General features: G+C 68.5%; 26 protein-coding genes. 10 read left to right on the forward strand and 16 right to left on the reverse strand.

All coding sequences use genetic code 11. The features are described 5' to 3' along the window. Positions 1 to 3: 3 nt before the first annotated feature. The gene (gene dapE / locus ACIA12_RS32015) at positions 4 to 1,065 is read right to left on the reverse strand and encodes a succinyl-diaminopimelate desuccinylase (protein WP_396370938.1); all 1,062 of its coding nucleotides are present in this window, start codon (positions 1,063 to 1,065) and stop codon (positions 4 to 6) included. Continuing rightward, positions 1,052 to 1,753, reverse strand: a complete 702-nt coding sequence (locus ACIA12_RS32020; protein ID WP_396370939.1) for a VOC family protein — start codon at positions 1,751 to 1,753, stop codon at positions 1,052 to 1,054. The genes dapE and ACIA12_RS32020 overlap by 14 nt, the downstream gene beginning before the upstream one ends. Before the next feature lie 179 nt (positions 1,754 to 1,932). Between ACIA12_RS32020 and ACIA12_RS32025 the strand changes: the two genes are divergently transcribed. After that, a complete protein-coding gene (locus ACIA12_RS32025) occupies positions 1,933 to 2,973 on the forward strand; it encodes an SGNH/GDSL hydrolase family protein (protein WP_396370940.1) in 1,041 nt (346 codons plus the stop codon). A 14-nt stretch (positions 2,974 to 2,987) separates the two neighbouring features. On the opposite strand, the gene ACIA12_RS32030 is transcribed toward ACIA12_RS32025, so the two are convergent. Beyond that, positions 2,988 to 3,599 carry a CGNR zinc finger domain-containing protein gene (locus tag ACIA12_RS32030; RefSeq protein WP_396370941.1) on the reverse strand — a complete coding sequence of 204 codons (612 nt, stop codon included), beginning with the start codon at positions 3,597 to 3,599 and terminating at the stop codon, positions 2,988 to 2,990. A 55-nt stretch (positions 3,600 to 3,654) separates the two neighbouring features. Between ACIA12_RS32030 and ACIA12_RS32035 the strand changes: the two genes are divergently transcribed. Both ACIA12_RS32035 and ACIA12_RS32040 read left to right on the forward strand, forming a co-directional pair. After that, positions 3,655 to 4,305 carry a maleylpyruvate isomerase family mycothiol-dependent enzyme gene (locus ACIA12_RS32035; protein ID WP_396370942.1) on the forward strand — a complete coding sequence of 217 codons (651 nt, stop codon included), beginning with the start codon at positions 3,655 to 3,657 and terminating at the stop codon, positions 4,303 to 4,305. A gap of 11 nt (positions 4,306 to 4,316) precedes the next feature. Next, entirely contained in the window at positions 4,317 to 4,655 is a 339-nt protein-coding gene (locus ACIA12_RS32040) for a TraR/DksA family transcriptional regulator (protein ID WP_396370943.1), read from the forward strand. 9 nt (positions 4,656 to 4,664) lie between these two features. On the opposite strand, the gene ACIA12_RS32045 is transcribed toward ACIA12_RS32040, so the two are convergent. From ACIA12_RS32045 to ACIA12_RS32055, 3 genes are read right to left on the reverse strand one after another with little or no spacing between them, the layout of a single operon-like run. Next, positions 4,665 to 5,462, reverse strand: coding sequence for a carbohydrate ABC transporter permease (locus tag ACIA12_RS32045; protein WP_343982633.1), 798 nt, complete (start codon positions 5,460 to 5,462; stop codon positions 4,665 to 4,667). Beyond that, entirely contained in the window at positions 5,452 to 6,399 is a 948-nt protein-coding gene (locus ACIA12_RS32050; protein ID WP_396370944.1) for a carbohydrate ABC transporter permease, read from the reverse strand. The genes ACIA12_RS32045 and ACIA12_RS32050 overlap by 11 nt, the downstream gene beginning before the upstream one ends. Continuing rightward, a complete protein-coding gene (locus tag ACIA12_RS32055) occupies positions 6,396 to 7,742 on the reverse strand; it encodes an ABC transporter substrate-binding protein (protein WP_396370945.1) in 1,347 nt (448 codons plus the stop codon). Before ACIA12_RS32055 ends, ACIA12_RS32050 begins: the two co-directional genes overlap by 4 nt. A 140-nt stretch (positions 7,743 to 7,882) precedes the next feature. Between ACIA12_RS32055 and ACIA12_RS32060 the strand changes: the two genes are divergently transcribed. Genes ACIA12_RS32060 through ACIA12_RS32070 form a run of 3 tightly spaced genes read left to right on the forward strand, consistent with a single transcriptional unit; the run spans position 7,883 to position 10,567 of the window. Then, complete coding sequence (locus ACIA12_RS32060) at positions 7,883 to 8,527, forward strand: SIS domain-containing protein (RefSeq protein ID WP_396370946.1); 645 nt, start codon at positions 7,883 to 7,885, stop codon at positions 8,525 to 8,527. Continuing rightward, complete coding sequence (locus ACIA12_RS32065) at positions 8,524 to 9,516, forward strand: ribokinase (protein ID WP_396370947.1); 993 nt, start codon at positions 8,524 to 8,526, stop codon at positions 9,514 to 9,516. The genes ACIA12_RS32060 and ACIA12_RS32065 overlap by 4 nt, the downstream gene beginning before the upstream one ends. A 49-nt stretch (positions 9,517 to 9,565) precedes the next feature. Beyond that, complete coding sequence (locus tag ACIA12_RS32070; RefSeq protein WP_396370948.1) at positions 9,566 to 10,567, forward strand: LacI family DNA-binding transcriptional regulator; 1,002 nt, start codon at positions 9,566 to 9,568, stop codon at positions 10,565 to 10,567. A 124-nt stretch (positions 10,568 to 10,691) separates the two neighbouring features. Here ACIA12_RS32070 and ACIA12_RS32075 read toward each other — a convergent pair whose 3' ends face one another. The 5 genes from ACIA12_RS32075 to ACIA12_RS32095 form a co-directional block, all read right to left on the reverse strand. Beyond that, the gene (locus ACIA12_RS32075; RefSeq protein WP_396370949.1) at positions 10,692 to 11,174 is read right to left on the reverse strand and encodes a hypothetical protein; all 483 of its coding nucleotides are present in this window, start codon (positions 11,172 to 11,174) and stop codon (positions 10,692 to 10,694) included. A gap of 178 nt (positions 11,175 to 11,352) precedes the next feature. Beyond that, positions 11,353 to 12,588: an MFS transporter gene (locus ACIA12_RS32080; protein WP_396370950.1), complete on the reverse strand. Its 1,236-nt coding sequence runs from the start codon at positions 12,586 to 12,588 to the stop codon at positions 11,353 to 11,355. 27 nt (positions 12,589 to 12,615) lie between these two features. Next, positions 12,616 to 13,377, reverse strand: a complete 762-nt coding sequence (locus ACIA12_RS32085; RefSeq protein ID WP_396370951.1) for a TipAS antibiotic-recognition domain-containing protein — start codon at positions 13,375 to 13,377, stop codon at positions 12,616 to 12,618. 94 nt (positions 13,378 to 13,471) lie between these two features. Continuing rightward, entirely contained in the window at positions 13,472 to 14,332 is an 861-nt protein-coding gene (locus tag ACIA12_RS32090) for a phosphotransferase family protein (RefSeq protein ID WP_396370952.1), read from the reverse strand. 69 nt (positions 14,333 to 14,401) lie between these two features. Next, on the reverse strand, positions 14,402 to 15,244 hold the full coding sequence (locus tag ACIA12_RS32095; protein WP_396370953.1) for a nucleoside hydrolase: 843 nt from the start codon (positions 15,242 to 15,244) through the stop codon (positions 14,402 to 14,404). Positions 15,245 to 15,333: 89 nt separating this feature from the next. On the opposite strand from ACIA12_RS32095, the gene dapD reads away from it, so the two are divergent. Both dapD and ACIA12_RS32105 read left to right on the forward strand, forming a co-directional pair. Next, positions 15,334 to 16,272, forward strand: a complete 939-nt coding sequence (gene dapD / locus ACIA12_RS32100) for a 2,3,4,5-tetrahydropyridine-2,6-dicarboxylate N-succinyltransferase (RefSeq protein WP_396370954.1) — start codon at positions 15,334 to 15,336, stop codon at positions 16,270 to 16,272. Between the two features lie 94 nt (positions 16,273 to 16,366). Beyond that, a complete protein-coding gene (locus tag ACIA12_RS32105) occupies positions 16,367 to 17,344 on the forward strand; it encodes a hypothetical protein (RefSeq protein WP_396370955.1) in 978 nt (325 codons plus the stop codon). Positions 17,345 to 17,404: 60 nt separating this feature from the next. Here ACIA12_RS32105 and fdxA read toward each other — a convergent pair whose 3' ends face one another. Beyond that, on the reverse strand, positions 17,405 to 17,731 hold the full coding sequence (gene fdxA / locus ACIA12_RS32110; RefSeq protein ID WP_131285641.1) for a ferredoxin: 327 nt from the start codon (positions 17,729 to 17,731) through the stop codon (positions 17,405 to 17,407). 130 nt (positions 17,732 to 17,861) lie between these two features. On the opposite strand from fdxA, the gene ACIA12_RS32115 reads away from it, so the two are divergent. Together ACIA12_RS32115 and ACIA12_RS32120 are read left to right on the forward strand one after the other, a co-directional pair. Further along, positions 17,862 to 18,800, forward strand: coding sequence for a GNAT family N-acetyltransferase (locus ACIA12_RS32115; RefSeq protein WP_396370956.1), 939 nt, complete (start codon positions 17,862 to 17,864; stop codon positions 18,798 to 18,800). Between the two features lie 35 nt (positions 18,801 to 18,835). Further along, the gene (locus ACIA12_RS32120) at positions 18,836 to 19,267 is read left to right on the forward strand and encodes a type II toxin-antitoxin system PemK/MazF family toxin (RefSeq protein WP_396370957.1); all 432 of its coding nucleotides are present in this window, start codon (positions 18,836 to 18,838) and stop codon (positions 19,265 to 19,267) included. A gap of 89 nt (positions 19,268 to 19,356) precedes the next feature. On the opposite strand, the gene ACIA12_RS32125 is transcribed toward ACIA12_RS32120, so the two are convergent. From ACIA12_RS32125 to ACIA12_RS32140, 4 genes are all read right to left on the reverse strand, one after another. After that, positions 19,357 to 21,138 carry a VanW family protein gene (locus tag ACIA12_RS32125; RefSeq protein WP_396370958.1) on the reverse strand — a complete coding sequence of 594 codons (1,782 nt, stop codon included), beginning with the start codon at positions 21,136 to 21,138 and terminating at the stop codon, positions 19,357 to 19,359. A 65-nt stretch (positions 21,139 to 21,203) separates the two neighbouring features. Next, on the reverse strand, positions 21,204 to 21,719 hold the full coding sequence (locus tag ACIA12_RS32130; protein WP_396370959.1) for a flavin reductase family protein: 516 nt from the start codon (positions 21,717 to 21,719) through the stop codon (positions 21,204 to 21,206). A 57-nt stretch (positions 21,720 to 21,776) separates the two neighbouring features. Further along, positions 21,777 to 24,140 (reverse strand): ATP-binding protein, encoded by a 2,364-nt coding sequence (locus ACIA12_RS32135; RefSeq protein WP_396370960.1) that lies wholly within the window; start codon positions 24,138 to 24,140, stop codon positions 21,777 to 21,779. Between the two features lie 20 nt (positions 24,141 to 24,160). Continuing rightward, positions 24,161 to 26,503: an NB-ARC domain-containing protein gene (locus tag ACIA12_RS32140; RefSeq protein WP_396370961.1), complete on the reverse strand. Its 2,343-nt coding sequence runs from the start codon at positions 26,501 to 26,503 to the stop codon at positions 24,161 to 24,163. Positions 26,504 to 26,514 lie beyond the last annotated feature (11 nt).

Here is a 26,514-nt window from a genome sequence, read left to right on the forward strand (position 1 = left end):
ACCCTACGTCGTCAACCAAGTCCTCAACCGCTGTTCACACTGCTCGATCTCCGCCTCGGGCACGAACTCGTCCTGCTTGTGCGCGTACAACGGGTCGCCCGGCCCGTAGTTCACCGCCGGCACCCCCAGCGTCGTGAACCGCGCGACATCGGTCCAACCGAACTTCGGCTGCGGCTCACCCCCGACCACCTGCAGGAACGCAGCCGCCGCCGGCCGCTCCAGTCCAGGCAGTCCACCCGGTGCCGAGTCGGTCACCACCACGTCGTACCCGGCGAAGACCTCACGCACATGCGCCTCAGCCTCGGCCTCCGACCGGCTCGGCGCGAACCGGTAGTTGACCGACACCGTGCACAGATCCGGTACGACGTTCCCCGCGACCCCGCCGCTGATCGCGACCGCGTTGAGCCCCTCGCGGTACTCCAGCCCGTCGATCGGCACCCGCCGCGGCTCGTACGACGCCAGCCGATCGAGGATCTCCCCCGCCGCGTGGATCGCGTTCTTGCCCATCCACGAGCGCGCCGAGTGGGCCCGCTCGCCCCGTGTCGTCACCTCGACCCGCATCGTGCCCTGGCAGCCCGCCTCGACGACCGCGTTCGACGGCTCCATCACGACCGCGAACACGCCCTCCAGCAGCTCGGGATGCGTCTGGGTCAGCTTGAACAGCCCGTTGCGCTCCGCTTCGATCTCTTCGCAGTCGTAGAAGACATAGGTGATGTCGCGATTCGGCTCGGCCAGCGTCGCGGCCAGCCGTAGCCCGACGGCGACGCCACCCTTCATGTCGCAGGCGCCGAGGCCGTGGATCAGCCCGTCCGCCCGGCGCGCCGGCAGATTGTCGTTGAGCGGCACGGTGTCCAGGTGCCCGGCGACGACGATCCGCTCCGCGCGCCCCAGCTCCGTCCGCGCGACGACGGTGTTGCCGTGCCGCGACACGGTCAGATGCGCGTACGCCGACAGCGCCGACTCGACCGCGTCGGCCAGCTCCTCCTCGGTCCCGCTGACCGACGAGACGTCGACCAGCGCGGCACAAAGGTCCGGTCCGGACAGGGACAGATCAAGCTTCGCCATCAGAATCCTCAACTGGTACTGGTAGGAACACGCAGAACTCGTTGCCCTCGGGGTCGGCGCAGACGTGCCAGCCGATCTCGTCGTCCTTGGGCCGCAGCAGTGTCGCACCCGCGGCCAGGACGGCGTCGAGGTCGTCCGCCGTGATGTCCCAGTGGATCCGGTTCTTCACGGTCTTCGGCTCCGGTACCGGGTTGAACACCCAGTACTTGAACGGCATCCCGGGCACGCCCTCCAGCCAGTACCACGGCTTGCCCGGCTCGTGCCCGACCTCGCCACCGACCACCCCGGCCCACCAGCGCGCCTGCGCCTCCGGGTCGGCCGAGTCCACGGCCAGCTCCATCAACCGGTACGCCGGAACCTTCTCCCGCACGAATCCACAGAACTCGCCGCCCTCGGGATCGGCCATCACGGCCCAGTGCTGCTGCTCCGAGATCGGGCTCAGGACTGTCGCCCCGACCCGCTCCAACTCCTCGATCGAGCTGACGTGCACATCCAGGTGGACCCGCTGCTTGACCGTCCGCGGCTCCGGCACCCGATTGATCCAGATCGTCTTCTCCGGCCGGTCCCCGACCAGCACCTCCGGGTTGTCCGCGGGCGAGGTCAGCCCGAGCAGCCCGCCCCAGAAAGCCGTCATCACACTCGGGCACACAACATCGACACACAGATCCTTGAACCGCGCTGTTGCCATACGCCACAGGCTAACGGCGCCCGCGGACCCACCACAGAACCCGCCCGTGGAACCGAGACACGATTGTGCGGTGGATTCCGGCGCCGTCCCGTTTGTGACCCGGCGCGGTGGTTACCGGTGGACCCTGAGTGCCGTGCAACCGGCGGGCCGCCTCCTGCCCCGAGTTAGTTGGAGGCTTCATGACCATGTCCGGCAGAATCACCGCGGTCGCGAGCGTCGCCGCCGTCGCTCTGGTCTCGACGGCGGGTGCCCCAGCCGTCAGCGCGGCTCCCCCGCCGCCGAAGTACAAGTACTACGTGGCGCTGGGCGACAACTACACCGCCGCGCCGCTCGTCCCGCCACTGGATCTGGCCAACCTCGGCTGTCTGCGCTCGGGCGGCAACTATCCGGCCTTGCTGGCCCAGAAGCTGAAAGTCCCCAAGACGACTGATGTCAGCTGTGGCGGGGCGGACACCACCCATCTACTAGCCGGTCAGGCCACTCCGGCGGGCTTCGTGCCGGCCCAGTTCGATGCCCTCAGCAAGCAGGCCGACCTGGTCACGATCGGAATCGGCGGCAACGACTTCGGGGTGCTCGCCAGCCTGCTGGCGGTCTGTCCCAGCCTGCGGAAGTCGGATCCGGACGGCGCGCCGTGCAAGAAGAAGTTCACCGCCGGCGGCAAGGACCAACTGAAGGAGAACGTCACCCAGACCAAGACCCGGTTGACCGCGGCGGTGAAGACGGCCAAGGGCAGGGCCAAGCCGAAGGCGATGATCCTGCTGGTCGGCTACCCCACCATCGCGCCGCCGAAGAAGCCCTGTCCCGAGCTGCCGCTGGCCAAGGGCGACTACGCCTACCTGACCTCGATCCTGACCGAGCTCAACAAGGCGGTCCAGGCGGCTGCCAAGACCGGCGGCGCGAAGTACGTCGACGTCTTCAAGGCGACCACGGGTCACGATGTCTGCGCCAAGGCCAAGGCCTGGATCCAGGGCAAGGATCCCGATCTGCTGAAGGCGGCCGCATACCATCCGCACGCCGAGGAGCAGGCCGCGGTGGCCGACCTGATCGTGAAGACGATCACCGGCCGGGCAGCGACGATCACCGAGACCGAGGAGGCGAGCTGGCAGGCTGCGGCCGAAGCCCGCCGGCAACAGTCAGCCGCGATCCTGACCACGCCGGACGCACGCAACCGCATTACCGACCGCCTGAACCAGGGCCCCTTGTTCCCGCCCGGCCACTAGGGCCGGTCGGCAGGCTAGAGGTCGTTCGGTGTACCGGCCTTGCGGCGGTAGTGACGGTTGACGCGCTCGCGGTTGCCGCAGGTCGGGGAGCACCAGGTCTGCCGCGGGTCGTCCTGCAGGAAGTACTTGACGCAGCGGGCCGCTGGGCAGGCTCGGAGGCGATGGCGATCAGGGCCGGCGAGAAAGTCGATCCCCGACCGGCCGACGGCGCCTAGGAGGAGGTCGAGCGGGTCGGCGGACTCCGCGGACCACCGCGTCCTCGGCTCACCCTCGTCAGGCCACTCCAGATGGGCGCTGCCGAGCCGGTCCGCCGCCTCGTTCAGCATCGCCAGGGCAGTGGCCGGCGCCAGCAAGCGAGTGGCGTCGGCCTTGCTCGGCGGCGCGGGACTGACCGCCCGCGCAAACAACGAACGCACCGCCCGCCGCACGCCGACCAACTGCAAGCGCACACCGTCGTCAACTGAAAGAGATGAACCAAGGGATCGGCCACCGGCAACCTCTTCGACGAGCGGGGCGTTTGCCTGGATCCAGGCTTCGGTCAGCTCCGCTGTCGCCAGGCCGTCCGTGACGCCGCCCTGGCCGTCGTGGCGGATGGTCGCGGCTATCTCGAAGGCGAGCACGCTCATGCCGGGCATACTATCCCTGCTAACGGCAGAATCAGATCTAACATTAGGCGGATCCATGAGCGCTCCGATCGAAGCGTCGATCAGTCGGCTGAACGCCCTGCTCGTCGACCTCGACGACCAAACAGTCCGGGCCCCATCGGGGCTGCCGGGGTGGTCGCGTGGGCATGTGCTGACGCATGTCGCCAACTTCAGCGAGGCGATGACCCGCCAGGTCGAGGAGGCGCTGGCCGGTCGGACGATCGAGATGTACGACGGCGGGCGACCGGCCCGGGACGCCGCGATCGAGGCGGGCGCCGGCCGGTCCGCCGATGAGCTGAGGACTCACGTCGCAACGGCGAGCGCCGGCTTGCTGGCCGCGTGGGGCAAGGTCGACGACTGGTCGCGCCCGGTGCGGCACCGGGACAGCGACCTGGCCGCGACCGTCTACGCCGGCTGGCGGGAGTACGAAGTACACACCGTCGATCTTGCCCTGCAGCCGACCTCGGACGACTGGTCAGACGAGTTCTGCCTGCACCTTCTCGACTTCCTGCGACCCCGCACCCCCGCCGGAGTCCATTTGATGTTGGACGCGGGCGACGTCCGTTGGGAGAACGGCAGCGGCGAAGACCTTGTCCTCACCGGCAAGCTGACCGACCTCACCGCATGGCTCGCCGGGCGGCCGCACCCCCTCACCGGCGACCTTCCCGACCTCAACCCCTGGCCCTGACAATCGGAACCGTGGATCCCGACCTGCGCGCAGCCCTCCTCGCCGACCGGACCGGTACGGCGAACCGCATCGCCGCGCTCACCGCCGACCTGGAGAGGATCATGGAGGCGTCCCGACTGGTCGCCACCGACGACGAACACGATCCCGAAGGCTCGACGATCGCCTTCGAACGCTCGCAGACCACGACTCTGCTCGACGACGCCCGCAAACACCTCGCGGACCTCGACAGCGCCCTGCGCCGCCTCGAAGCCGACGACTACGGCCTCTGCGAAGTCTGCGGCAACCCCGTCGCGGTCGGTCGGCTGCTCGCCCGGCCGACCGCGCGAACCTGCATCAACTGCGCGACCTGACCACTGCACTCACTTCAATCCAGTGGTCTTCATGGCGTCGACCAAGCGTTTCTGGCCGGCTACGAAGACGATGACGGTGGGGATGGCGGCGATGACGGCGGCCGCGAGGATGAGGTTCCAGGCTGAGGCGTACTGGCCTTGCATCCCGGCGATGCCCAGCTGGATGACTCGGAGGTCGGGGTTGCGGGTGATGGTGAGCGGCCAGAGGAAGGCGTTCCAGTTGGCCAGGAAGAACAGCACGGACAGGCTGGCCAGGACCGGGCGGCTCAACGGCAGAATGACGCTCCAGTACCGCCGCCAGTAGCCGCAGCCGTCGAGGTCGGCGGCTTCCTCCAGCTCGCGCGGGATGTTGAGGTAGTACTGGCGGAGCAGGAAGATGCCGAAGGCATGGAAGATGCTCGGCACGATCAGGCCGGCGTAGCTGTCCAGCAGGCCGAGCTGCTTGGCCACCAGGAACAAGGGCACGAGGATCACCGGCAGCGAGACGAGCAGTGTCGACATGATGCCGGAGAAGATGATCCCGCGGCCCGGGAAACGCAAGCGGGCAAGGGCGTACGCCGCCATCGAGTGGAAGAACAGCGCGACGACGGTGACGACGACCGAGACGATCGCGCTGTTCAGCAGGAAGCGCGGCAACGGGATCTTCAGCAGGACATACTGGAGGTTGTCCAGCGTCCAGGTCGACGGCCAGCCGAACGAGAAGACATCCTCGGCGGGTTTGAGCACGCTGATCAGCACCCATAGCAAGGGCGCGACAGCCAGCAGGGCCAGTACGTGCGCCAGGATCGGGAAGAACCTAGTCCTCATCGAAGCGGCCTCCTCGGGTGACGGCGAACATCAGGCCCGTGCAGAGGATGAGCAGCGTGACGACGACGGTGGTCAGCGCCGCGGCGTACCCCATGTTGTTGAAGGTGAACGCCTGCTCGTAGATGTAGATGACGACCGTGCTCGTCGCGCGGGCCGGCCCGCCCTTGGTCAGCACGTAGACAAGGTCGAACGCCTGCAGCCCGGTCACCGCCCCGATCGTCGAGTTGACCACGACGAAGAAGCTGGTCGGCCGGAGCAACGGCCAGATGACGTACCGGAACCGCTGCCACGCACTCGCACCGTCGATCTCAGCAGCGTCCTCGAGCTCCTTGGGCACGTCCTTCAACCCCGCCAGGAAGACCAGCATCTGGTAGCCCATCAGGAACCACACGGAGATCACCACATAGGTGCCGAGGGCAAGCGACGGCGTACCGAGGAAGGACACGTCGCCCAGCCCCAACGGCGCCAGCAGCTTCGAGAGCGCCCCGCGCTTGTCGACCAGCAGGAACTGCCAGATCAGGCCGACCACGACCAGGCTGACCACGTTCGGCAGGAAGAACGCCGAGCGGACCCAGCCGATCCCCTTGAAGTGGTTGCGGACCAGCATCGCCAGCGCGAAGCTCACCACGAACGCGATCGGCACGAAGCTGACCACGTAGATCGCGGTCACCTTGAGCGAGGCCCAGAGCTGGTCGTCGCCCGCCATCAACCGGTAGTTGGCCAGACCGACGTACCGGTAGTTGCCGAAGCCATCGACGTTGAAGAAGGCGACGCCGAAGGCCAGGACCATCGGCAGCGCTACGAAAATCAGCAGGCCGATCACATCCGGCGCGAGGAACGCGTACGCCGCGAGGGCCTCCCGCCGCTTCTTTGTCATCGGCACCTTTTCGCGCCGGACCTTCAGCGCGGGCTCGGGCCGGGTGATCGTCGCGGTCATGTGATGGGCGCGCCCTGGTAGGTCTTCAGGAAGGTGTCGATCCTCTGCGCGGCGTCGGCGGCCGCCTTCGCCGGATCGGAGCCGTTCAGCTGGCAGGCCTGGATCGCGTCGGCGATCGGCTGGTACACCTCAGGTGGGAAGCGCGGCTCGGGCCGGCCGGTCGGCGCGATCTCGGCGACGAACTTCTTCAGCGGTCCGTCGGCGAAGGCGCCCTTCGCGTCGGCGGCCGTCTGGACCGACTTGCGCGGCGGTACGTTCGTCTTGACCACGGTGTTCCACTGCCGCTGCCGCTCGACTCCCTCGGCGTCGGTCGAGCCGAGCGCCCAGGCGATGAACTTGGCCGCGGCCTCGGGGTTCTTGCCCTTCGAGTTCGCGACGAACGCCCAGCCGCCGAGGTCCGTGGCCGGCTTGCCGCCCTCCGGAGTCGGGTGCGGAATCACGCCGTACTTGAAGTTCTTCGCCTTCGACCGCATGTCCGCGACCGCCCAGATCCCGCTCTGCTGCATCGCGGCCGCGCCCGAGCCGAGGTTGGAGACGACGTCGCCGCCACCGTCGCCGAGCGCCTTGCGCGGGGCCACCTTGTTCTTGATCGTGTCCTGCCAGAACTTCAGCGCCTGCACTGCGGCCGGTGAGTCGAAGGCGACCTTGCCGTCCTTGATCGGCGTCCCGTCGCCCTGCCAGAGGAACGGGTACCAGGTGAAGTTCTGGTAGTAGCCGGGCAGCGTCTCGAACATCACCCCGTACCGGTCCTTGCCGGTCAATTTCTCCGCGACCGCGAGGGTCTGGTCCCAGGTGCTGGGCAGATCCGCCTCGGACAGGCCGGCCTTCTCGAAGGCGGACTCGCTGTAGTACAAGGCGAGCGGCTCGATCTCCATCGGCAGGCCGTAGATCTTGCCGTCGACGCTGCGAGCGTCCAGCAGGCCGGGCAGGTAGTCGGCCTTGGTCTCATCGCTCAGGTTGCCGGACAGATCCTGCAGGACGCCGCCGTTGTAGTAGCGCAGGAAGTCGCCGGGGCTGATCAGGAAGATGTCCGGACCCTGTCCCGACTGGAACGCCGTCTGCAGCGTCGTACCGCTGAGGTAGTCCTTGCCGGGGATGTAGCGCAGCTTCACCTTGACGTCGTTGTTCTGGTTCCACTGCTCGGCCACGGCGACGAACCACTTGCTCTGCGGGCTGTTGTCGTCGGACGGGCCGTAGAAGTTCCAGAACGACATCTCCTTGCCGTCGCCGCCGGAGTCGTCGCCACCGCAGGCGGTCAGCAGTGGTGCGGCGACAGCGGATGCGGCCAGCGCGCCCAGCAGGGTCCGTCGGCTCAACTGAGGTGCGGGGGATCGTGCGGCCATCGGATACTCCTTGGCAATCGATTTCTCACAAAGTACGAGCGAGGGCCGGGACGGTCAAGGTTTCATTGACAGCTGAGCGTGGATTTGCCTACTCTCGCTGGAAATCGATTTCTGATCATCGATGAAGGTGGGGGCAAGCGATGCCGGGTACGCCGCCTGTGGAGTTGCCCCGGGAGCTGGTCGGGCGCGGTCTGGCCGCTGCCCGGCACGCGATCGAGACCGAGGCCGCGGCCGTGTCCGCGCTGGCCGGCCGGCTCGACGGGGTGTTCCTCGACGTACTCACCGCCGTGGCCGCTTGCGAGGGACATCTGGTGGTCACGGGCCTCGGCAAGTCGGGCCTGGTTGGGCGCAAGATCGCGGCGACGCTGGCGTCGACGGGGACACCGGCCACCTTCATCCATGCGGGGGACGCGTTGCACGGCGACTCAGGCGCGGTCACCTCGCGGGATCTCGTGCTTGCGTTGTCCGCGTCGGGCGAGACGGCGGAGGTGTGCGCCTTCGCCCGGATGCTGCGCGATCGCGGGATCCCGGTGATCGCGATGACGGGGGCCGAGGAGTCGACGCTCGCCGGGCTGGCGACGTACACGCTGGACACGATGGTGTTGCGGGAGGCCGATCCGCTCAACCTCGCGCCGACGGCATCCACCACCGCTGCGTTGGTGATGGGCGATGCGCTCGCGTGCGCTCTCGTAGTACTGCGGGAGTTCACTCACCACGATTTCGCGCGGTTTCATCCCTCCGGGGCGCTCGGGCGCAAGCTGCTCGGCGCCGGGGAGGAGGCATGACGCAGTACGACGTGTGCGTGCTCGGGTCGTTCATGAAGGACTTGGTTGCTCGCGCTGAGCGGCGGCCGCTGCCCGGGGAGACCTTGCACGGAACGGGTTTCGCTGAATTCCTTGGCGGCAAGGGCGTCAATCAGGCGATCGCGGCCGCGCGGATGGGAGCGCGTACTGCGATCGTCGGCACGATCGGGGACGACCGGTACGGCGAGGAGTTCCTCGAACTGCTCAAGACGGACGGTGTGGACACCGATTGGGTGGTGCGGCATCCGGAGCTCGGCACTGGGGTGGGGCTACCGCTGGTACTTCCGGACGGCAGCAACTCGATCATCATCGTGTCCCGCGCGAACTCGGCGATCACCGCCGCCGACGTCGAGGCGGCTTCGTCCGTACTGACCTCGAGCGCGGTCCTCAGCGTCCAACTCGAGCTCCCGGTCGATGCGTCGCTGGCTGCTCTCCAACTCGCGTCGGCCGCGGGGGTCACGACGATCCTCACCCCGGCACCGGCCGGCCCGGTCGACTCTTCCCTGGCCGCCTTCGTGGACATCCTCGTCCCCAACGAGGTCGAGGCCGCCGCCCTGACCGGTCTTGACTGCAACGACTCCCAAGTACCGGTGATTGCGCGCCGGCTGGCCGACGACTGGAACCTCCGCGGCTGCGTCATCACCCTCGGCCCCCGCGGCGCCTACGTCCTGGATCGCTCCGGCGCGGCCGGCCGAGGGCGGGCCTCGCCTGAGGCCGGGCGAGGGCTTCGCGTGCCCGCGCATTCCGTGGCGACCGTCGACACCGTCGGCGCCGGCGACGCTTTCTGCGGCTCGCTGGCCGCGTCGCTGGCGGCCGGAGCGCCGCTCGCGGACGCGGTCCGACTGGCCAACGCCGCGGGCGCCTTGTCTACAACGATGCACGGAGCCGCGATCTCCTGCCCCTCCCACTCCGCCGCCCGCGCGCTGCTCGACGCACAACCGGTTGAAGCCTCACCTTTCCCGGCCTCGTGAGATCCTGGTGCCGTCCAGACGGCAGTTAGGCCTTCAGCGGGGAGCGAGCATGACGACGATCTACGACGTCGCGCGTAGATCTGGCGTATCGCCGGCCACCGTGTCGCGGGTGCTCAGCGGCCGCCGGAACGTGGACCCGGAGCTGTCCGAGAAGGTCCGCGCGGCCGTGGCGGAGCTCGGCTATCGGCCGAACGGTGTGGCCCGCAACCTCCGCCGGGCCAGCACCAACCTGTGGGCCGTCGTCATCTCCGACATCGAGAACCCGTTCTTCACCTCGCTCGTCCGCGGCCTCGAGGACGTCGCCCAGACCGAGGGCTACCACGTCGTACTGTGCAACTCCGACGAGGACCCCGCGAAGGAAGAGGCGTACGCCTCCGCGGTACTGACCGAGCAGATGGCCGGCGTCGTGATCTCCCCGACGTCGACCGCCGAGGGCGTCGCCCTGCTCGACGGCGCCAAGACCCCGATGGTGCTGATCGACCGCCGCGTCGAGGGCGTCGAGGCGGACACCGTCCTGGTCGACAACGAACACGGCGCCGCCGAAGGCGTCAAACACCTGATCGACGGCGGATACCAACGCATCGCCTGCATCACCGGACCGCGGCGGGTCAGTACCGCGATGGACCGCCTGGCCGGCTACCGCTCAGCCCTCCGCGCCGCCGGCATCCGCTACGACAAGGACCTCGTCCGCCACGCCGACTTCCGCGAGGCAGGCGGATTCGCCGCCATGGAAAGCCTCCTCGACCAGCCCGAGCCACCCGAGGCACTCTTCGTCACCAACAACCTGATGACCGTCGGCGCCCTCGAATGCCTGGCCAAACGAGGCCTCCGAGCCCCCGACGACATCGCCATCGTCGGCTTCGACGACATCCCCTGGGCCGACCTGGTAGTCCCCTCCCTCACCACAGTCGCCCAACCCACCTACGAACTAGGCCGCACCGCCGGCCTCCTCCTGAAAGACCGAATCGCCTCCCCCGGCCGCCCACCCTCCACAGTCACCCTCCGCACAGAACTCCACATCCGATCCACCTCAGCCCCGAAAAAAACCTGATCCACCCTGCTATTCTGAGTTCCACGAGGCCTTCGATGGCCGCGGAGAGAACGTCAGGTCTGCTGCCAGACCCTCCGGTCCTACCGGCTGAGGCGCTCCGGACCATCGAAGGCCTCGTCGTCCGTCACAGCCCCTCCACCGGCCACCATGGGTATGCCTCCATCAGGCCCGGCACGGCGATCACCCGCACCCCGTGTCCCCAACTCTCCCCTTCGTACCTGCGGAGCTGATGCCTGACCGCCAGCAGATGATGGTGCTCGAACCCGCCGAACTCATCCGGCTCCAACGCCGCCCGCATCCCGGCGTACTGATCAGCAGCCTGCAGCCCATCCAGTTGCCCCGCACCCAGAAACCGCGGCTTGCTGCGAAGGTGCTCCCACACCTCCGGATCGACCGCACCAGCACGCAGCTTCTCGAAGTACGCCAACGTCTCCTCGTGCGGGAATCCCCGGACGTGCCCGAAGGTCACCACCACATCGCGCCGTCCACCGCGCCAAGCGCCCGCCGTCAGCAATATCCCCTCGAGGATCAACCCCGCCACGTAGTTGTAGAAGGCAACTTGATCGCCTCGGATCAGATCGCCTGCCGAGAGCAGCCTTCTCGACAAGCACGAAGTTGACCACCACTCCGTCGACCGCCGCGAGCTGACCAGCGACGAACTGTCGCCGGGGAAATCTCTTGACGTGTTCGGTCCAGTGCAATGGCTTGCTCACCGGCACCGAGAGCCGCTGGCGGCACACTGCGACCGCCCTCCGCAACGACGGATCATCCGCTGCATGCCGGTGCTAGTTGGCAGTTGCCGGTTGCTTACGGCGGGGGTCGTAGTGGGGGACGTGGTGGGCTAGCCAGGGGGCGCCGAGGGTGGTTAGGGCTCCTAGGGTCAGGGCGGCTGCGGTTAGGGGGGCGGTGAAGGTTATGGCGGAGATGAGGAGGGGGCCCAGGACGCTGCCGGATTCGGCGGTGAAGGTCCAGCCAGCTAGGAATTGGGCGCGGAGGGATGGTGGGGAGGCGTCGGCGCCCAGGGTTTTGACTATGCCGGAGCCTAGGCCGTTTCCTATGGCCATCAAGATGGCGACAGCCAGTACGCCGTAGAGGGCTGTGGTCAGGGGGAGGGTGAGCATTCCCAGGCCTAGGAGGACGGTGGAGGGGACGGCGATCCATACCCGGCCGAAGCGGTCCATCACCAGGCCGGCGGGGTAGAAGAGCAGCATTTCTATGCCGTTGGTGATGCCGAAGACTATGGAGGTGTCGGTGGCGGAGAGGCCTACATGTTCACCCCACAAGGGGATCAGGCTGGTGCGGGCCGCCCTCGCGACGGCGATGATGAAGACGATGGTGCCCAGCGTGAGGAAGATGCGGCGGTTGTCCCAGAGGACTTTCTTGATCGGTTGCGGGTCGGCCGACTGGGCTTGGCCGGCGGGCTCGTGGGAGAAGACGAGCAGTATCGCGGCCCCCAGCGAGCCGGCGATTCCTACGGCGTACGCGGCGGCGATGCCCCACCAGTGTCCCGCCGCGGCGCCCAGGAACGGGCCGATGAACAGCCCGATCCGGCTGACCCCGCCAAGCGTCGACAACGCCCGCGCCCGCAACTCGATCGGCACCACCTCGGTGACGTAGGACTGGCGGGCGAGGCTGAACACCGCACCCGCCAGACCCGCTCCCAGCAACGCGACCCCGAGTACGGCGACGCTGCCGGCCAGCCATGCCGCGAGCCACGCCATTGCACTGACGATTGCCGCTAGCAACAAAGCCCGCCGCTCGCCGACCCGGACCACCAGCGCGCCGGCCGGCAACGAACCGGCGAACTGGCCGATCCCCAGTACGCCGACCAGGAACGCTGCCACCCCGACCGACCCACCCAGCTCCCGGGCGGACAGCGCGACGATCGGCAGCACGGCACCCTGGCCGACCGCGTTCAGCACGGTCGGCCCGAAGGCCGGCACCGCCACTCGCCACAAACTGAACCGCTCGCCCACCGCGCCCAGGCCCTTCACCTCGGGTATCTCGACATCAAGATACACGACCTGAAGATAACCCGGTCAACCTTTTTACTCGGACAGATTTGTGTCCGCGTACACCGTCATCGCGTCCCGCAGGTACTCCACGACGCTGTCGTCACCGCCGCCGATGGTCCGCCGGAAGCGTTCGTCGTCGACGTACATCTGCCCGAGCCCCTTGTACGCCGCGCGATTCGGCGTCCAGAACAGGCTGGTCACCTCGTAGTGGAGCTGGATCAGCTCCTGCACCGTCGGATCGTGCACGTCTGCTCCTTCCGCCTTCAGCGCCGCGATCCCTTCATGGACGCGTACTTGGCCGGTGCGGGCGAACTCGACGTCCTGCTCGGTCCAGCCGCGCATCCGCTCGTAGCTCGCGTCCACCGCCTCGTCGCCCCAGCGCTCGCGCGCCTCGGCCTCGTACGGGTTGTGCTCGAATCCCTCGAAGACCTTCTCTGGTTTCATCTCGCCTCCTTCGGAGAGGTTGGCGATGGTGGTGTCGACGGTCCGGATCAACTGACCGATCCGCAGTTGCTCGCGCAGCAGCCATTCCTCGTGCCGGCCGAGCACCTCGATCGTGCTCGCGCTGCTGCGACGCTCAAGCACCTCGGCCACCACGTCGAGGCTGAGCCCGAGGTCGCGGAGCAGCAGGATCTGCTGCAACCGGAGCAACTGCTCCTCCTCGTAGTACCGGCGCCCGTTGGGCGCGGTCCGGGCCGGGATCAGCAGCCCGATCGCGTGGTAGTGCCGCAGCGTCCGCGAGGTCACACCCGACTCCCGCGCCACTTCCGCGATCGACCAGGCCACCTCGCCCACCGTCCCTCCACCATCGCGCGGCCGGTCCTTCCGGCCACAAACAAGGACGCTAGGTGTTGCCGCTACGTCAACTTCAAGCTTATTTCAGTGCGCCTCATCGCAGACCCTTCGTGACGTCGTCGAGTTCGGCCAGCAGCGGCTCGGTCCATTCGCTGGAGGAGGGGACCGTTCGGACGCCCTCTTCGACAACCCAGGTCAGGGCGCGCAGGATGAAGGCGACCCCGCCCACCGACAGTTGCCGCTGCACCAGCGACGGATCAGCACCCGCGGCATCGATGTACCGGGCAACGATCGGCTCCGCTTGGTGGCCAACGGCAACGGCATCGCGGACCAGCGTGTAGAGGTCGCTCAGATGCGGCGCGACATACGCGAGCGGCCAGTCCACGATCGTCCACCGGGTCCCGTCGGTCACCAGGTTCTTCGGCACATAGTCGCCATGGACCACCCGAGCCGGTGTTGCCTCATGCAACTGATCGAGCGCGCCGACGGCCACGGAGGAGAGTCGCTCGGCCAGCGCGGGGCTGGCGGGACTTCGGCGTACGAGGTCGAGCAATTGCGCCGAGGTGAACTCACTCGGAGCGTCCACCGGCTTGGATCGGACCTCGGCCAGGAGTTCAGCCGCGGCCAGGAAGCCCTCGGCCGACGGCTCCTGCTCCAGATTCACCCGTCCGACGTCGGCCAGCACGAGGAGTACAGACTCATCCGACTCGACGCTGTGGATCAACCGAGGCGCCGGCAACTGGAGCGGTACGACGAACCGCCGGTACGCCGTCCCCTCACTCGTCTGGGCGTCGCTCCCCCGCTTGACGATGACGGAGCGCAGTCCGTAGGACAGCCGCCACACCTCCGACGAACCCCACTCGCGCAGCACCTCGCCCTTGAGCTCACCGACCGCCGGTGCCTGCGTCGCCTCCAGAACCGGTCCAGCGATGACGTCGAGCCAACCAGGAAGCATGCAGCCATCCTGACAAGCCGCGCCGCCGCATCCAAGCAGGTTTCAGCACCCGGCCGTCAGCAGCCGGGCTCAGTCGATCGCCGCGAGCATCCGATCCACGATCCGGCGGGCGACCCGTACCGGATCCAGATCCGTGACGATCCGATGCGGACCACCGTCCTCCACGCCAAACCGGGTCAGCCCGTCCTCCTCCACCACAATCCGTCCGGTCGCAAAGGAGAACAACGACGGCTCGACCATCATCAGCACCGCCGCCGGATCATGCGGCTCGTTGAAGTCGCGCTCACGATAAGCCCAGTACTGCCGAATCTCGCCGCCCAGCAACTCCCCCAAAGCCCCCGCCCCCTCAAGCTCCGCCAGCATCAAGGCATCGAGCCGCAACCGCGTCGTCTGCTCCAGCCCGATCACCGTCGCCGGTACGCCGGACCCGAACACCACCTCAGCAGCCGCGACATCGCACTTGATGTTGTGCTCCACCTTGCCCGACGACGTGAAGTCGCCACCCATCAAGAAGACCTGCCCGATCCGGTGCCCGGACAGCTCGACCGCCTCGGCCAGATTGGTCAACGGCCCGATCGCCAGCACCGTCGACGACCCGGCCAGCAACGCGATCGGATCGCCGTCGGCATCGACCTCCTCCTGCTCGAGGTCAGGCATCAGCGCGCCCTCATGCCCGGCCCAGAAGATGTCCCGCCCGGATCGGGGCTCGCCACGCCCGGGCACGACCGGGCCGACCGACCGTCCGGCGACGCGCGCGAGCCGGGCGACCATACGGGCGCGCAGCAGCACGTCGCCGTACACGGTCGTCACGCCGGCGAGGTGGAGTTCCGGTGATCCGAGGATGGCGGTAAGGGCCAGGACGTCGTCGATATCGGTGCCGATGTCGGTGTCCAGGATGAGCGAGGTCGGCACGGGGATCCTTCCGCAGTCGGAGTAGGCAGGTTATCGACTGGCAAGACCGGTGGTCGGCCGCCGACCGGGCGTCTGGCAGGCTTTGGGGTATGACTGAGAACGCCACTCGCGCCTGGGGCTTCGGCCTCGCCACCGTCACGACCTCGGGCAACGTGCTCGACGTCTGGTACCCGGCCCCCGAACTGGGCGAGGCGCCCGAGGGCGCGAAGGCGCCGGCCGAGCTGATCGCTGCCGAGGGCAACGACGATGTCCGGCAGGTCCGCCGTACCGTCGTGAAGGCCGCGATCGCGCTCGACGAGGCCCCGGCCGACGTCGCCGACGCCTACCTGCGGCTGCACCTGCTCTCGCACCGGCTGGTCCGTCCGCACGGCGTCAACCTGGACGGCATTTTCGCCTCCCTGCCGAACAACGCGTGGACCTCGCTCGGCCCGGTCCCCGTCGACGAGATCGAGCACGTCCGCCTGCGCGCCCGGGCCGCCGGGATGCACCTGTCCGTGACGAGTGTCGACAAGTTCCCGCGGATGACCGACTACGTCGTACCGTCCGGTGTCCGGATCGCCGACGCGGACCGCGTTCGCCTCGGCGCGCACCTGGCATCGGGCACGACCGTCATGCACGAGGGTTTCGTGAACTTCAACGCCGGCACGCTCGGCACCTCGATGGTGGAAGGCCGGATCGTGGCCGGCGTCGTCGTCGACGACGGCAGCGACATCGGCGGCGGCTCGTCGATCCTCGGCACCCTGTCGGGCGGCGGCAAGGCCGTGCTCACGATCGGCAAGCGCTGCCTGCTCGGCGCGAACAGCGGTATCGGCATCTCGCTCGGCGACGACTGCGTGGTCGAGGCGGGGCTCTACGTGACGCCCGGTACCAAGCTCAAGCTGCCCGACGGCAGCGTGGTGAAGGCGATCGAGCTGTCCGGCCAGTCCGGGCTGCTCTTCCTGCGCAACTCGATCACCGGCGCGGTCGAGGCGCGGCCGCGCAAGGGCGAGGGCATCACGCTGAACGAGGCCCTGCACGCGAACGCGTGACGATTCACGCCAACCAACGCGACGAGCAGCACGTCATACAGAGCGTGACGCAGATCCCGGAACCTGTACGCCGTAGTCGGACGTTGGGATCGGTATGCCGGTGAAGCGTGGCGCCTTGGTCGCAGTGGGAGCAGTGGGTGCCTTCGCGGTCGCTGTCGGTGTTGGCATCCACTGGGTCAGCGGTAAGGACTTCGGCCCGCTGCTGCCACCACGCGAGCAGTGCGAGGCCACGGTCAGCACTGGGTCCGTAGTACTGGATCTGGAGCAGGCGGAGTCGGCGGCGATCATCGTGGGCGTCGCTGTACGCCGTGGGCTGCCGCCGCGGGCCGCTACGGTCGCGCTGGCTACGGCGTACCAGGAGTCCGGACTGCGGAACCTGGCGCATGGCGACCGGGACTCGCTCGGGCTGTTCCAGCAGCGGCCGTCGCAGGGCTGGGGGACGATCAAGCAGGTGCAGGACCCGCACTACGCGGCGGGCAAGTTCTACGACGCACTGGTGAAGGTGCCGAACTACCAGAAGCTCGCGGTGACGGTCGCGGCCGACAAGGTGCAGCGCAGCGCCTTCCCCAACGCGTATGCCGACCATGAGGCGGATGCGCGGATCCTGGCGTCGGCGCTGACCGGCCAGTCGAAGGCCGCGCTCAGCTGCACCGTCAACACCGAGTCGATGCCGGCCGAGACGATGGGCAAGAACGGCCTGACGCCGCGCGCCGAGAAGGTTCGCAAGGACCTGGTCGCCACCTTCGGCAAGGTCTCCACCGGCGGTTACGAGCCCGGCGGCGTGACGACCGGCCACATGGAAGGCTCAGCGCACTACGAGGGCCGGGCCGTCGACATCTTCGTGAAACCCATCTCCGCGGGCAACACCGTCAAGGGCTGGGCGATGGCGCAGTACCTGGTGGCCCGCGCCGATCACCTCGGCATCCGGACGGTCATCTTCAGCGACAAGATCTGGACCGCGGGCGGCCGGTCCGACGACGGCTGGCGCGACTACACGCCGCCCGACCGCCCCGGCAACAAGGACACCCTCCGCCACCTCGACCACGTCCACGTGGACGTCATCGACCAGTAGCACGCAAACACCGCAGCGCCCCAGGGATTCTGGAGCGCTGCGGTGGGGTGGTGCGGGGTTCTACTCGTCGTGTTCCTGCGGGGGCAGGGCGGCGATGAACGGGTGGTCCTTGTCGATCTTGCCCATCTTGGAAGCGCCGCCGGGCGAGCCGAGGTCGTTGAAGAAGTCGACGTTGGCGGTGTAGTAGTCCTTCCACTGCTCCGGGGTGTCGTCTTCGTAGTAGATCGCCTCTACCGGGCAGACCGGCTCGCACGCTCCGCAGTCGACGCACTCGTCGGGGTGGATGTAAAGCATCCGGTTGCCCTCGTAGATGCAGTCGACCGGGCACTCCTCGACACAGGCGAGGTCCTTGAGGTCAACACACGGCTGCGCGATGACGTAGGTCACTGGTACTCCTCCTATAGCCAGCAGGCGCAGCGGACTGGGTGCTGCGGTGCGGTGTTCCCGATGCTCATATGGTGGTGCGGCTACCTAGTATCACGGTAGTCCCAGCCCCACTCTGCCAGGAGTCCGCATCGTGTCAGGCCTCAGCGCCCGTGATATCGGCCACCGTGTCGTGGTCCGCCACCGGCTTCCGGGCGGCCAGTCGACCGATGTGATCGGGGTACTGCAGGCATACGACGCGGGTTGGCTGGTGGTCCGGCACTCCGACAGTACGCTGCACCGGGTCCGTTTGCAGGACGTCTCAGCAGCCAAGCCGATCCCACCGATGCCCTTGCGCCCGGTGGACGTCGAGCAGCTCTTCCTCACGACCGCCCTGGGCCGCCCTGCAGTAGAGACCTCGTACGTCGGCCAGTGGCTCCTGCGGGCCTCTGACGGCTGGACTGGCCGCGCCAACTCTCTCCTGCCGGCCGGTGACCCCGAGATGCCCATCTCGGAGGCTCTCAAGCTGGCTGAGGCGTTCTACACGGAGCGGGGCCTGCAACCGCTGGCGCTGGTCCGCCTCGACAGTCCGGCAGCTCAGGAGTTCAGCCAGCTCGGCTGGGTAGACGCCCGTCCCGAGCAGGCCGACGTACTGGTCATGCACACGACGCTGGACCTGGTGAACGCAGAACCGGCCGTGGAGGTGACCGTCCGCGACAAGCCCGACGCCGCCTGGTACGGCACTGCCTTCGAAGGCACTCCCCCGAAGGCAGCACCAGCTGTCATGGAGGGCGCGCCCAAGGCCGCCTTCGCGTCGGTAGAGCTCGACGGCAAGGTCGTAGCGGTGGGCCGCGGCTCGATGACGGGGCACTGGCTGGGTGTGGACGCAGTACGGGTCGACCCGGAGTACAGGCGGCGTGGACTCGCCACAGCCGTCCTCCAGGGCCTCACACGCTGGTCCGGGCACCTCGGCGGTCGCCGTAGCTACCTGGAGGTCGTCGAGGACAACACCGCAGCCGTTGCGACCTACACCAACCTCGGCTACGCCGTGGCCTACAAGTACCGCTACCTAACCAACCAGCCGTCGAGCTGACGCAGCCAGCAGCCGGCAGTCGGTAGGGTCGGCCCATGACTGAGCAGGTGCGGCCGGAGTACGCAGGGGACTACGAGGGCACGGTGCACGTCGAGTACACGCCGCACCCCGATGACGGTGTGGCGGATCCGGGCGAGGTGGTCTGGACCTGGGTGCCGTTCGAGGAGGACCACCACCGGGGCAAGGACCGGCCGGTACTGGTCGTCGGCTCGGACGGGCCGTGGCTGCTCGCGTTGATCCTGACCAGCAAGGACCACGACCGCGACGCCGCCGACGAGGCGCGCTGGGGCCGGGTCTGGCTCGACATCGGCAGCGGCCCGTGGGACAAGGCCGGCCGCAACAGCGAAGTACGGATCGATCGGGTACTCCGGATCGACCCGGCCGAGGTCCGCCGCGAGGGCGCGGTCATCGGCGAGGACATCTTCAACCTCGTGGCGGCCCATCTCCACGAGCTCCACCGCGCCTGAAACCGGGCCTGAAACCGCGGCCGAAACCGCGCCGAGCTGAGCGAAAGGCCGCCCCGAGCACGGGACGGCCTACGACGCGGTTCAGAGGTTCAGCTGGGCGGCCGCGTGGTCGTCGGGCCACCCGACGGCTTGCCCATCCCAGGCTGACCGGGAGTGGTGGGCGTCTGCGGCGGCGTGCCCGGCTTGGGGCCGCAGTGGATCGTGTCGGCCGCGTTGTAGTTCGTGGTGAACGACTCGGTCTTGACCCGGGCGCCGTTCTTCGCGAAGTACCGGTAGATCTTGATGTCGAAGCCACCGGTCGGCGCCTGCGGCCGGCAGTTCGCGGCGGTGTCCCAGATCTCGCCGGGGGCGCGGAAGTTGGTCCGCTCCGACTTGCCCGCGGTGATGTCCCAGACCTTGGTGCCCCAGATCTTCACCGTCAGGGTGCCCTGCCCGCCGGGCTTGGCGGCGGTGAAGATGGTCTGCACGTAGATCCCGTGCCCGGAGTCGTTGAGGAACTTCAGGTCGACCGACGGCCAGGCCACGGTCGCTTCGCGGCCGACCGGGTAGCGGTCGATGTAGACGCTGTGCGCCTTGTGCTCGACGTCCTTCAGCCCGGCGAAGAAGGCCGCGTTGAAGGTGGTGGTGGCCGACTGCGAGACGCCGCCGCCGAGATCCAGGACGAACTTGCCACCGTTGATGATGTTGCCCTCGGTGAACCCGTTCGCCTTGGTCCGCTCGCCGACGATCTTGTTCAGGCTGAACATCTCGTTCGGCTTCAGCAGGGTGCCGTTGATCTTGCGGGCGGCGGTGCCGATGTTGACGTTGCGGTACTCGGCGTAGGGGAAGTGCGTGGTGAACTCCCCCATCACCTCCTTGACCCCGAGCGCGGTTGCGGCCTCGGTGGTGATCTTGGCCTTGGTGTGCGCCAGGCCGACCGCGGCGGTCCGCTGACCGGCCGGCTTCGGCAGGATCTCCAGGATCGCCGGCACCACCTTGTCCCGGGCGACCACCATGCCGTCGACGGCCGGGATCACCTTGGCCTTGCCGGCCACGATCCCGATCGTCGCGTCCTTGGGCAGCGTCTCGAGCGTCTTGAACCGCTCGGCGAACAGCGGCTCGAGCAGCTTGGCGTTCAGGCTCGGCGTGAAGCTTCCGTCCTTGGCGGTCAGGGTCAGCGCGGGGGCGAGCTCCTCGGGCTGCAACTCGGCGCTCTTGTCCCCGACAGTCAGCCGGATCGGGCCGGACATCGCCGGTACGGCGTACTCCGTCATCGCCTTGTCGATCGCCTCGGTACCGGCCTGCGGCTTGGTCACGCTGACGTGGAGGTCCTTCGGGTTGCCGTCCGACGGGAAGCCGGAGACGACCGTCGCGGCGGCCTTGTCGTTGTCCAGCTGCAGCCCGTCGGCGGACGGGTGCTTGACCGCCTTGGCCTCGACGAAGGTGATGGTGCCTTCGGTGGCCGGCCGGTTGACCTGCTTGGCCAGTGTCTCGACGGCTGCCTTCAGCTTCGTCTCGTCCTTGGCGATCACCGGCTGGATCGCGTCCCCACCGGTCATCGCCCGCCAGATCCGGGCGGGGTTCAGGCTGCGCCCGGCACCCGCCTCGGCGACGGTCGCGTCGACGTCCAGGGTCAGACCGGCGTCGGCGGGCTTCACCGCGAAGGTCGACTCACCGGCCTTGAGCTTGATCGGCAGCACCAGGCGATCCTTCAGCCCGGCCTGCAGTTTGGCCTTCGCGTCGTTCTCGGACAGGCCGCCGAGGGAAATCCCCAGCACTGTCGTATCCCCCGGTACCTTGTCGCCGGTCAGCGCGAACGCCAGACCGTAAGCGACTACGAGCACCCCGAACACTGCCGCGGCGATGATCCCCGCGAGCTTGTTTCTCCCCACCGGACAGAGTCCTCCTGCTCGTAACCAGGTAACAGCAACGGCAAAGACTACCGGAAGGGGCAGGCCTAGCTGCCCTTCAGTGCCCGATATCCGCCTGAGTAGTAGATCAGCCCCGAAGCGTCACCGGCCGGGCCGGTTCCCAGGCTCAGCACCTCGCCGACGACGATCGTGTGGTCGCCGCCCGGGTAGGTCGCCCAGGTCCGGCACTCCAGCCAGGAGAGCGCTCCCTCGATCAGCGTGCAGCCCGTCTTCGGACCGGCCTGGGTGGCGATCCCGTCGAACTGCCGGTACAGGTCCCGCCCCGACTTGGCGAACCGCTCGCCGATCTCCCGGTGCGAGTCGGCCAGCACCGAGATCGCCCAGTACCCGCACTCCAGTACGGCGTCGTGCATCCGGACCCCGTGGTCCACGCACACCAGGACCAGCGGCGGATCCAGCGAGACCGACGTGAACGCGTTGGCGGTCATCGCGTGCGCGACGCCGTCCTGCAGGGTGCTCATGATGGTGATCCCGGAGGCGAACCGGCCCATCGCCGTACGGAACTCCCCCGAATCGATGCTGCCGCCGGGGTCTGTCGTCACCCCAGCACTCTATGACCCCGAGAAGGTTGACGCCTCAACTCACGGTTGTGGAACCAGTCACTGCCCGGCCAGCAGCTTCCGGGCCTGCTCCGATCGCGGGTTGCCGTGGCTGTCGTAGAAGCGCAACGCGGCCTGCCACTCGGCCCGCGCCTCGTCCACCCGGCCGAGCGCGGCCAGGGTCTGTCCCATCCGCAGCCGCACGCTCGCCTCACGATCCTGCGCCTCGACCTCCAGCGCCAGCTTCAGCGCATCCTGCTGGGAGCCCAACGCCTGCTCATAGCGCCCGAGCTCGAACCACACGGCCCCGAGATGATCGAGTACCTCGGCCACCCCACCGTCCGATCCGAGGGCGCGATGGATCACCTCGGCCTGCCGCAACGCGTCGACGGCATCGTCGTACCGGCCGGTCGTCCGGTACGCCTCGGCGATCGTCAACTGCAGCGCCGCCACGCGGACCGGCCGGTCCGTCCGCCGGACCACCTCGACCGCCGCCTCGAAGGCAGCCCGCTGCGCCTCGGACTCGCCTTCCTTCCCGGCGATCTGGCCGAGGACCAGCCGCGAATAGGCCTCCAGGTTCTCGTTGCCGATCCGGATCGCCTGAGCCATCGACTCCCGCGCCGCCACCCGTCCTTCGTCCAGCCGATCGGCCTGTTCGAGCATGTGCGCGAGGTTCATCAGGCTCTTGGCTTCGTACTCGTCGTCCCCCAGCTCCGCCGCCAGCCGGCGCGCCACCGCCAGATGGTCCGCGCCGCCGGCGAAGTCGCCCAGCTCGGCCTGGGCCAGTCCCAGATCGAAATGGATCATGAACGCGGCCATCGGGTCCGATCGCTCGTCGACCAGACCGACCGCGAGCTGGTTGAGCTGCTTCCACTCCAGCCATCTCCGGTGGTGCCGGCACGCCAGACTGGACCCGACGGCGATCCGCACGACCCGCCCCTGCTCTGCACTTGACCCGGCCGCCGCGGCCTGGGTCGCCAGGACGAGGTTGCCGCGATCCGCGTCGAACTCTTCGAAGACGCTCCCCAGATCGGGCAGATCCAGCGCACCGGCCGCCCAGGCCGGGTCGTGCCACGTGACTCGTACGGGCGACTGGGGATCCAGCTCATCCGCGCGCCAGAGCATCGCGGCGTACTGATCGAGCACCCGCAGCCTCAGCGCGACTCGATCCTCTTCGGTCGTCGTCGACAGCGCCAGGTCATGCCCGACGGCCCGGATCAGGTCATGGATCCGGTACCGCCGCAGCGCCGGCGTCTCGAGCAGATTGACGTCGACCAGGTGCTCGAGTGCCGTCTCGACCTCGAACAGGGGCAGCTCGAGCGCAGCCGCGGCAACCCGCAACGAAAAGTCGTCGCCGGGGAGCAGGGAGACCAGTGGGAGCGCGCGAGCAGCCGTCTGGTCGACCTTGCGAGTACTGGCCGCCAGCGCCTCGATGGAGACGCCGAGGCTCGAGCGCACTCCGTCCCCCAGCCCGGTGGATGACAGCACGCCGAGCTTGGACTGCTCGTCGGCCAGCGCTTCGGCCAATTGCCTGACCGAGAGTCCAGGTCGGTCGGCGAGATAGGTACCCGCGATCCGCAGCGCCAATGGCAGGCGCCCGCACAGCCGGACGACCTCGGCGGCTCCAGCGGGGTCCTGCTCCGTCCGGTGCTCGGCCACCGAGGCCAGGAGCTCCAATCCTTCGGCCTCGGACAGCAGGTCGAGAGGGAGGTGCTTGGCTCCGTCCAGCGCGCTCAGCCGTCGCCGGCTGGTGACCAGCGTGACGGTCTCCGCAGTACCGGGCAGCAGCGGGCCCACTTGGTTAGTACTGGCTGCGTTGTCGAGCACCAGCAGCATGCGCCGTCCGGCCAGCAGCGATCGGTACCGAGCCGACGCGGCTGCCACCTCATCCGGTACGTCGTGCACGCCGAGCGTCCGCAGGATCCGGCCCAATGCATCCAGGGCGGAGACCGGATCGCCACCGTGACCGCGCAGATCGACGTAGAGCTGACCATCGGGGAACTCATCGGCGGTCTGCTGCGCGGCACGGACCGCCAGCGAGGTCTTGCCGATGCCACCCATCCCGGCGATCGCCACCAGCACCGCTCCGCCTGGATGGCCAGGAACAGCCGTCAGCGCATCGACCAGCTCATCGAGCGCCTGCTGCCGGCCGACGAAGTCCGCGAGATCGGCCGGCAACTGCCGCGGCACAGCCGGTCCGGCGGGCCTCTGCGCAGCCTGCGCCAACTCGTCCTGCTCGGCCTCCGGCAACCCCAACGCTCCGGCCAGGTGCTCGATCGTGCTGGCCCGCGGATACCGCCGCCGCCCGTTCTCCAGCGCCCGGATCGCCTCCACGCTGAGCCCGGCCCGCTCAGCCAAAGCCTCCCGGCTCAACCCGACGGCACCCCGATGCGCGCGCAGCAGCCCACCCAACCGAGTGCTCATGCTGCCGATCGTAGTCGCGGCTAGGCGAGCAGCTCCCGGACGTCTTCAGCAGCCGCGGCGCCATGACGCTCGTAGATTCCGAGCGCCTGTCGCCAGGCGTCCTCAGCCTCGCCGATCCGGCCGAGCGCAGCCAGCCGCCGGCCGAGCGCAACCTGGATCCGGGCCTCGCAGTCCCACTGTTGCTGCTCCTGGACGAGCGGAAGCGCCTCCAGCAGAACCGATTCCGCCTGGTCGAAGCGTCGGCTGCCGACATAGGCCGTCCCCAGGCATTCGAGGATCGCGGCGATGTCCATGGCGTCGTTCTCTCCGCGATAGAGCGCCAGCGCCTGATGGAACGCGGCTTCCGCCTCCTCATATTCGCCGGCCTCGGCGAGCGACTCGCCGATCGTCCGGTAGCGCATCGCCAACGCACGCGCTGGAGCTCCCGCCACCCGGTACAGCTCGATCGAGCGATCGAAGGCGGCGCGCTGGCCGGGCAAATCCTTCTCCTTGCCCGCGATCATTCCCAGGATCAAGGCGATCCAGGAGGCGATCTGCTCGTCCAGCTGCTGTTTCTGGACCTGTTCGACGATCGCCCTGGCCTCGGCCGGCCGATCCGCCCGCTCCAGCGCGTGACTGAGATGCAGCTTGGCGGCCGCCTCGAACGACTCCACTGCGATCTGGTGGGCATAACCGACCGCGCGGGCGAGCTGCCCGGCGCCGGCTTCGAAATCGTCGAGCTCGTTGTGGACGATGCCCAGGTCGAAATGGACCATGCCCGCGGCGACCGGGTCGTCGAGCTCGCCGGCGACGGTGACAGCGGCTCCCAGGACCGCCCGCCACTCGCTCCACCGCTTGCGGGACAAGCCGTAGTTGTTCATCCCGGTGGCGATCCGGATCACCGCGCGGCGTTGGGCCGACGAACCACCTGCCGCCGCCCGCACCGTGGCGACCAGGTTCTGGCGGTCCGCGTCGAGGAGTTCGATCGCGGCCTCCAGATCGAGGTGCTTGGCCGCCGACGACCATTCGGGGTCGGGCCAGTCGCCCAATGCCTCACGTGGTGCCGCGTGCTCGTCGATCCGCCAGACCAGAGCCAGGTACCGGTCGAGGACCCGCAGCCGGACGGTCTCGATGCCGGCCGTCCCGAGGGTTGCGTGTGCCAGCTCCCGGCCGACCTCTGCGACCAGGTCGTGCATCCGGTACCGATGCGGCTGCGGCGTCTCGAGCAGGCTGATGTCCACGAGGTGCTCGAGCGCGTCCTCGATCTCGCCGGCCGGCCGGTCCATCGCGGCGGCCGCCGCATCCAGAGCGAAGTCATCAGCACCGAGCAACGCCGCGATCGGGAACGTCTCGGCAGCCGTCCGGGCGATCGGGCCGGCGTCGTCGGCCAGGGCCCGCAACGACAGGTCGACGCTCGCGCGAACTCCGTTGCCGTCGGTGGACAGCACCCTCGTCCGCGAGTCCTCGAGCTCGGCCGCCAACTGTCCGACACTCTTGTCCTGCTGCCCCGACAGGTAACCTGCCGCGATACGCAGCGCCAACGGAAGATGGCCACACAACCGGGCCACCGCCAGCGCGGCCTCCCGCTCCTCCTCGACCTTGCGCTCACCCAGCAGCGCCGACAGCAGCTCCAGCGCCTCGGCGTCCGGCAACACGTCCAGTCGCAGCTGCCGCAGGCCGGCCGGCTCGGTCAGCTGTTTGCGACTCGTGATGAGGACTGCCGAACCGCTCTGCCCGGGAATGAGGGGCCCGACCTGCGCCGCGCTGGCCGCGTCGTCGAGCAGAACCAGGACTCTCCGGCCGGCCAGGACCGAGCGGTACCGCGCTGCCGCGACCTCGACCTCGGCCGGGATCTGCCCCTCGTCGACCCCGAGTGTCCGGAGCAGCCGCTGCAACAGTTCCAGCGGCTGAGCCGGTTCGCCTCCGCCGTGCGCCCCGAGGTTCAGGTATATGACGCCGTCCGGGAACGTGCCGGTCAGCAGCCTCGCCCCGTGCACCGCGAGGGCCGTCTTCCCGATGCCACCCATCCCCGCGACCGAGACGAGCGCGACCGCGGGCGCAGTACCGGTCAGCGCGTCCAGTAGTTCCCCGAGCTCTGCCGTCCGGCCAGAGAAGTCGTCGACGTCCGGAGGCAGCTCATGTCCGGTCACCGCTGGGCGCCGCCCCGCGGCCTCCAGCAACCGGGCGCCATCCTGCTCAGACAGCCCAAGCGCCTCCGCCAACTGCCGCACTGTGGCCCGCCGCGGGTGGCGCCGGCGACCCGCCTCGAGCAGACGGATCGCCTCGACACTCAACTCGGCCCGCGCCGCCAGCGCCTCCTGAGTCAGCGCCGCGTCCCGGCGGAAGCCGCGCAACAATACTGCGAACCTCGGGGCGAAGGTCATACCGCCGATCG

The organism is Kribbella sp. NPDC051620, from assembly GCF_044453825.1.
In the GTDB taxonomy this organism is placed as follows: domain Bacteria; phylum Actinomycetota; class Actinomycetes; order Propionibacteriales; family Kribbellaceae; genus Kribbella.

What these genes read in the sequence shown, in the direction of transcription:
- dapE (WP_396370938.1), bottom strand. Translation starts at nt 1,065, where the DNA reads ATGGCGAAGCTTGATCTGTCCCTGTCCGGACCGGACCTTTGTGCCGCG.
- ACIA12_RS32020 (WP_396370939.1), bottom strand. Translation starts at nt 1,753, where the DNA reads ATGGCAACAGCGCGGTTCAAGGATCTGTGTGTCGATGTTGTGTGCCCG.
- ACIA12_RS32025 (WP_396370940.1), top strand. Translation starts at nt 1,933, where the DNA reads ATGACCATGTCCGGCAGAATCACCGCGGTCGCGAGCGTCGCCGCCGTC.
- ACIA12_RS32030 (WP_396370941.1), bottom strand. Translation starts at nt 3,599, where the DNA reads ATGAGCGTGCTCGCCTTCGAGATAGCCGCGACCATCCGCCACGACGGC.
- ACIA12_RS32035 (WP_396370942.1), top strand. Translation starts at nt 3,655, where the DNA reads ATGAGCGCTCCGATCGAAGCGTCGATCAGTCGGCTGAACGCCCTGCTC.
- ACIA12_RS32045 (WP_343982633.1), bottom strand. Translation starts at nt 5,462, where the DNA reads ATGAGGACTAGGTTCTTCCCGATCCTGGCGCACGTACTGGCCCTGCTG.
- ACIA12_RS32050 (WP_396370944.1), bottom strand. Translation starts at nt 6,399, where the DNA reads ATGACCGCGACGATCACCCGGCCCGAGCCCGCGCTGAAGGTCCGGCGC.
- ACIA12_RS32055 (WP_396370945.1), bottom strand. Translation starts at nt 7,742, where the DNA reads ATGGCCGCACGATCCCCCGCACCTCAGTTGAGCCGACGGACCCTGCTG.
- ACIA12_RS32060 (WP_396370946.1), top strand. Translation starts at nt 7,883, where the DNA reads ATGCCGGGTACGCCGCCTGTGGAGTTGCCCCGGGAGCTGGTCGGGCGC.
- ACIA12_RS32065 (WP_396370947.1), top strand. Translation starts at nt 8,524, where the DNA reads ATGACGCAGTACGACGTGTGCGTGCTCGGGTCGTTCATGAAGGACTTG.
- ACIA12_RS32070 (WP_396370948.1), top strand. Translation starts at nt 9,566, where the DNA reads ATGACGACGATCTACGACGTCGCGCGTAGATCTGGCGTATCGCCGGCC.
- ACIA12_RS32090 (WP_396370952.1), bottom strand. Translation starts at nt 14,332, where the DNA reads ATGCTTCCTGGTTGGCTCGACGTCATCGCTGGACCGGTTCTGGAGGCG.
- dapD (WP_396370954.1), top strand. Translation starts at nt 15,334, where the DNA reads ATGACTGAGAACGCCACTCGCGCCTGGGGCTTCGGCCTCGCCACCGTC.
- ACIA12_RS32105 (WP_396370955.1), top strand. Translation starts at nt 16,367, where the DNA reads ATGCCGGTGAAGCGTGGCGCCTTGGTCGCAGTGGGAGCAGTGGGTGCC.
- ACIA12_RS32120 (WP_396370957.1), top strand. Translation starts at nt 18,836, where the DNA reads ATGACTGAGCAGGTGCGGCCGGAGTACGCAGGGGACTACGAGGGCACG.
- ACIA12_RS32135 (WP_396370960.1), bottom strand. Translation starts at nt 24,140, where the DNA reads ATGAGCACTCGGTTGGGTGGGCTGCTGCGCGCGCATCGGGGTGCCGTC.
- ACIA12_RS32140 (WP_396370961.1), bottom strand. Translation starts at nt 26,503, where the DNA reads ATGACCTTCGCCCCGAGGTTCGCAGTATTGTTGCGCGGCTTCCGCCGG.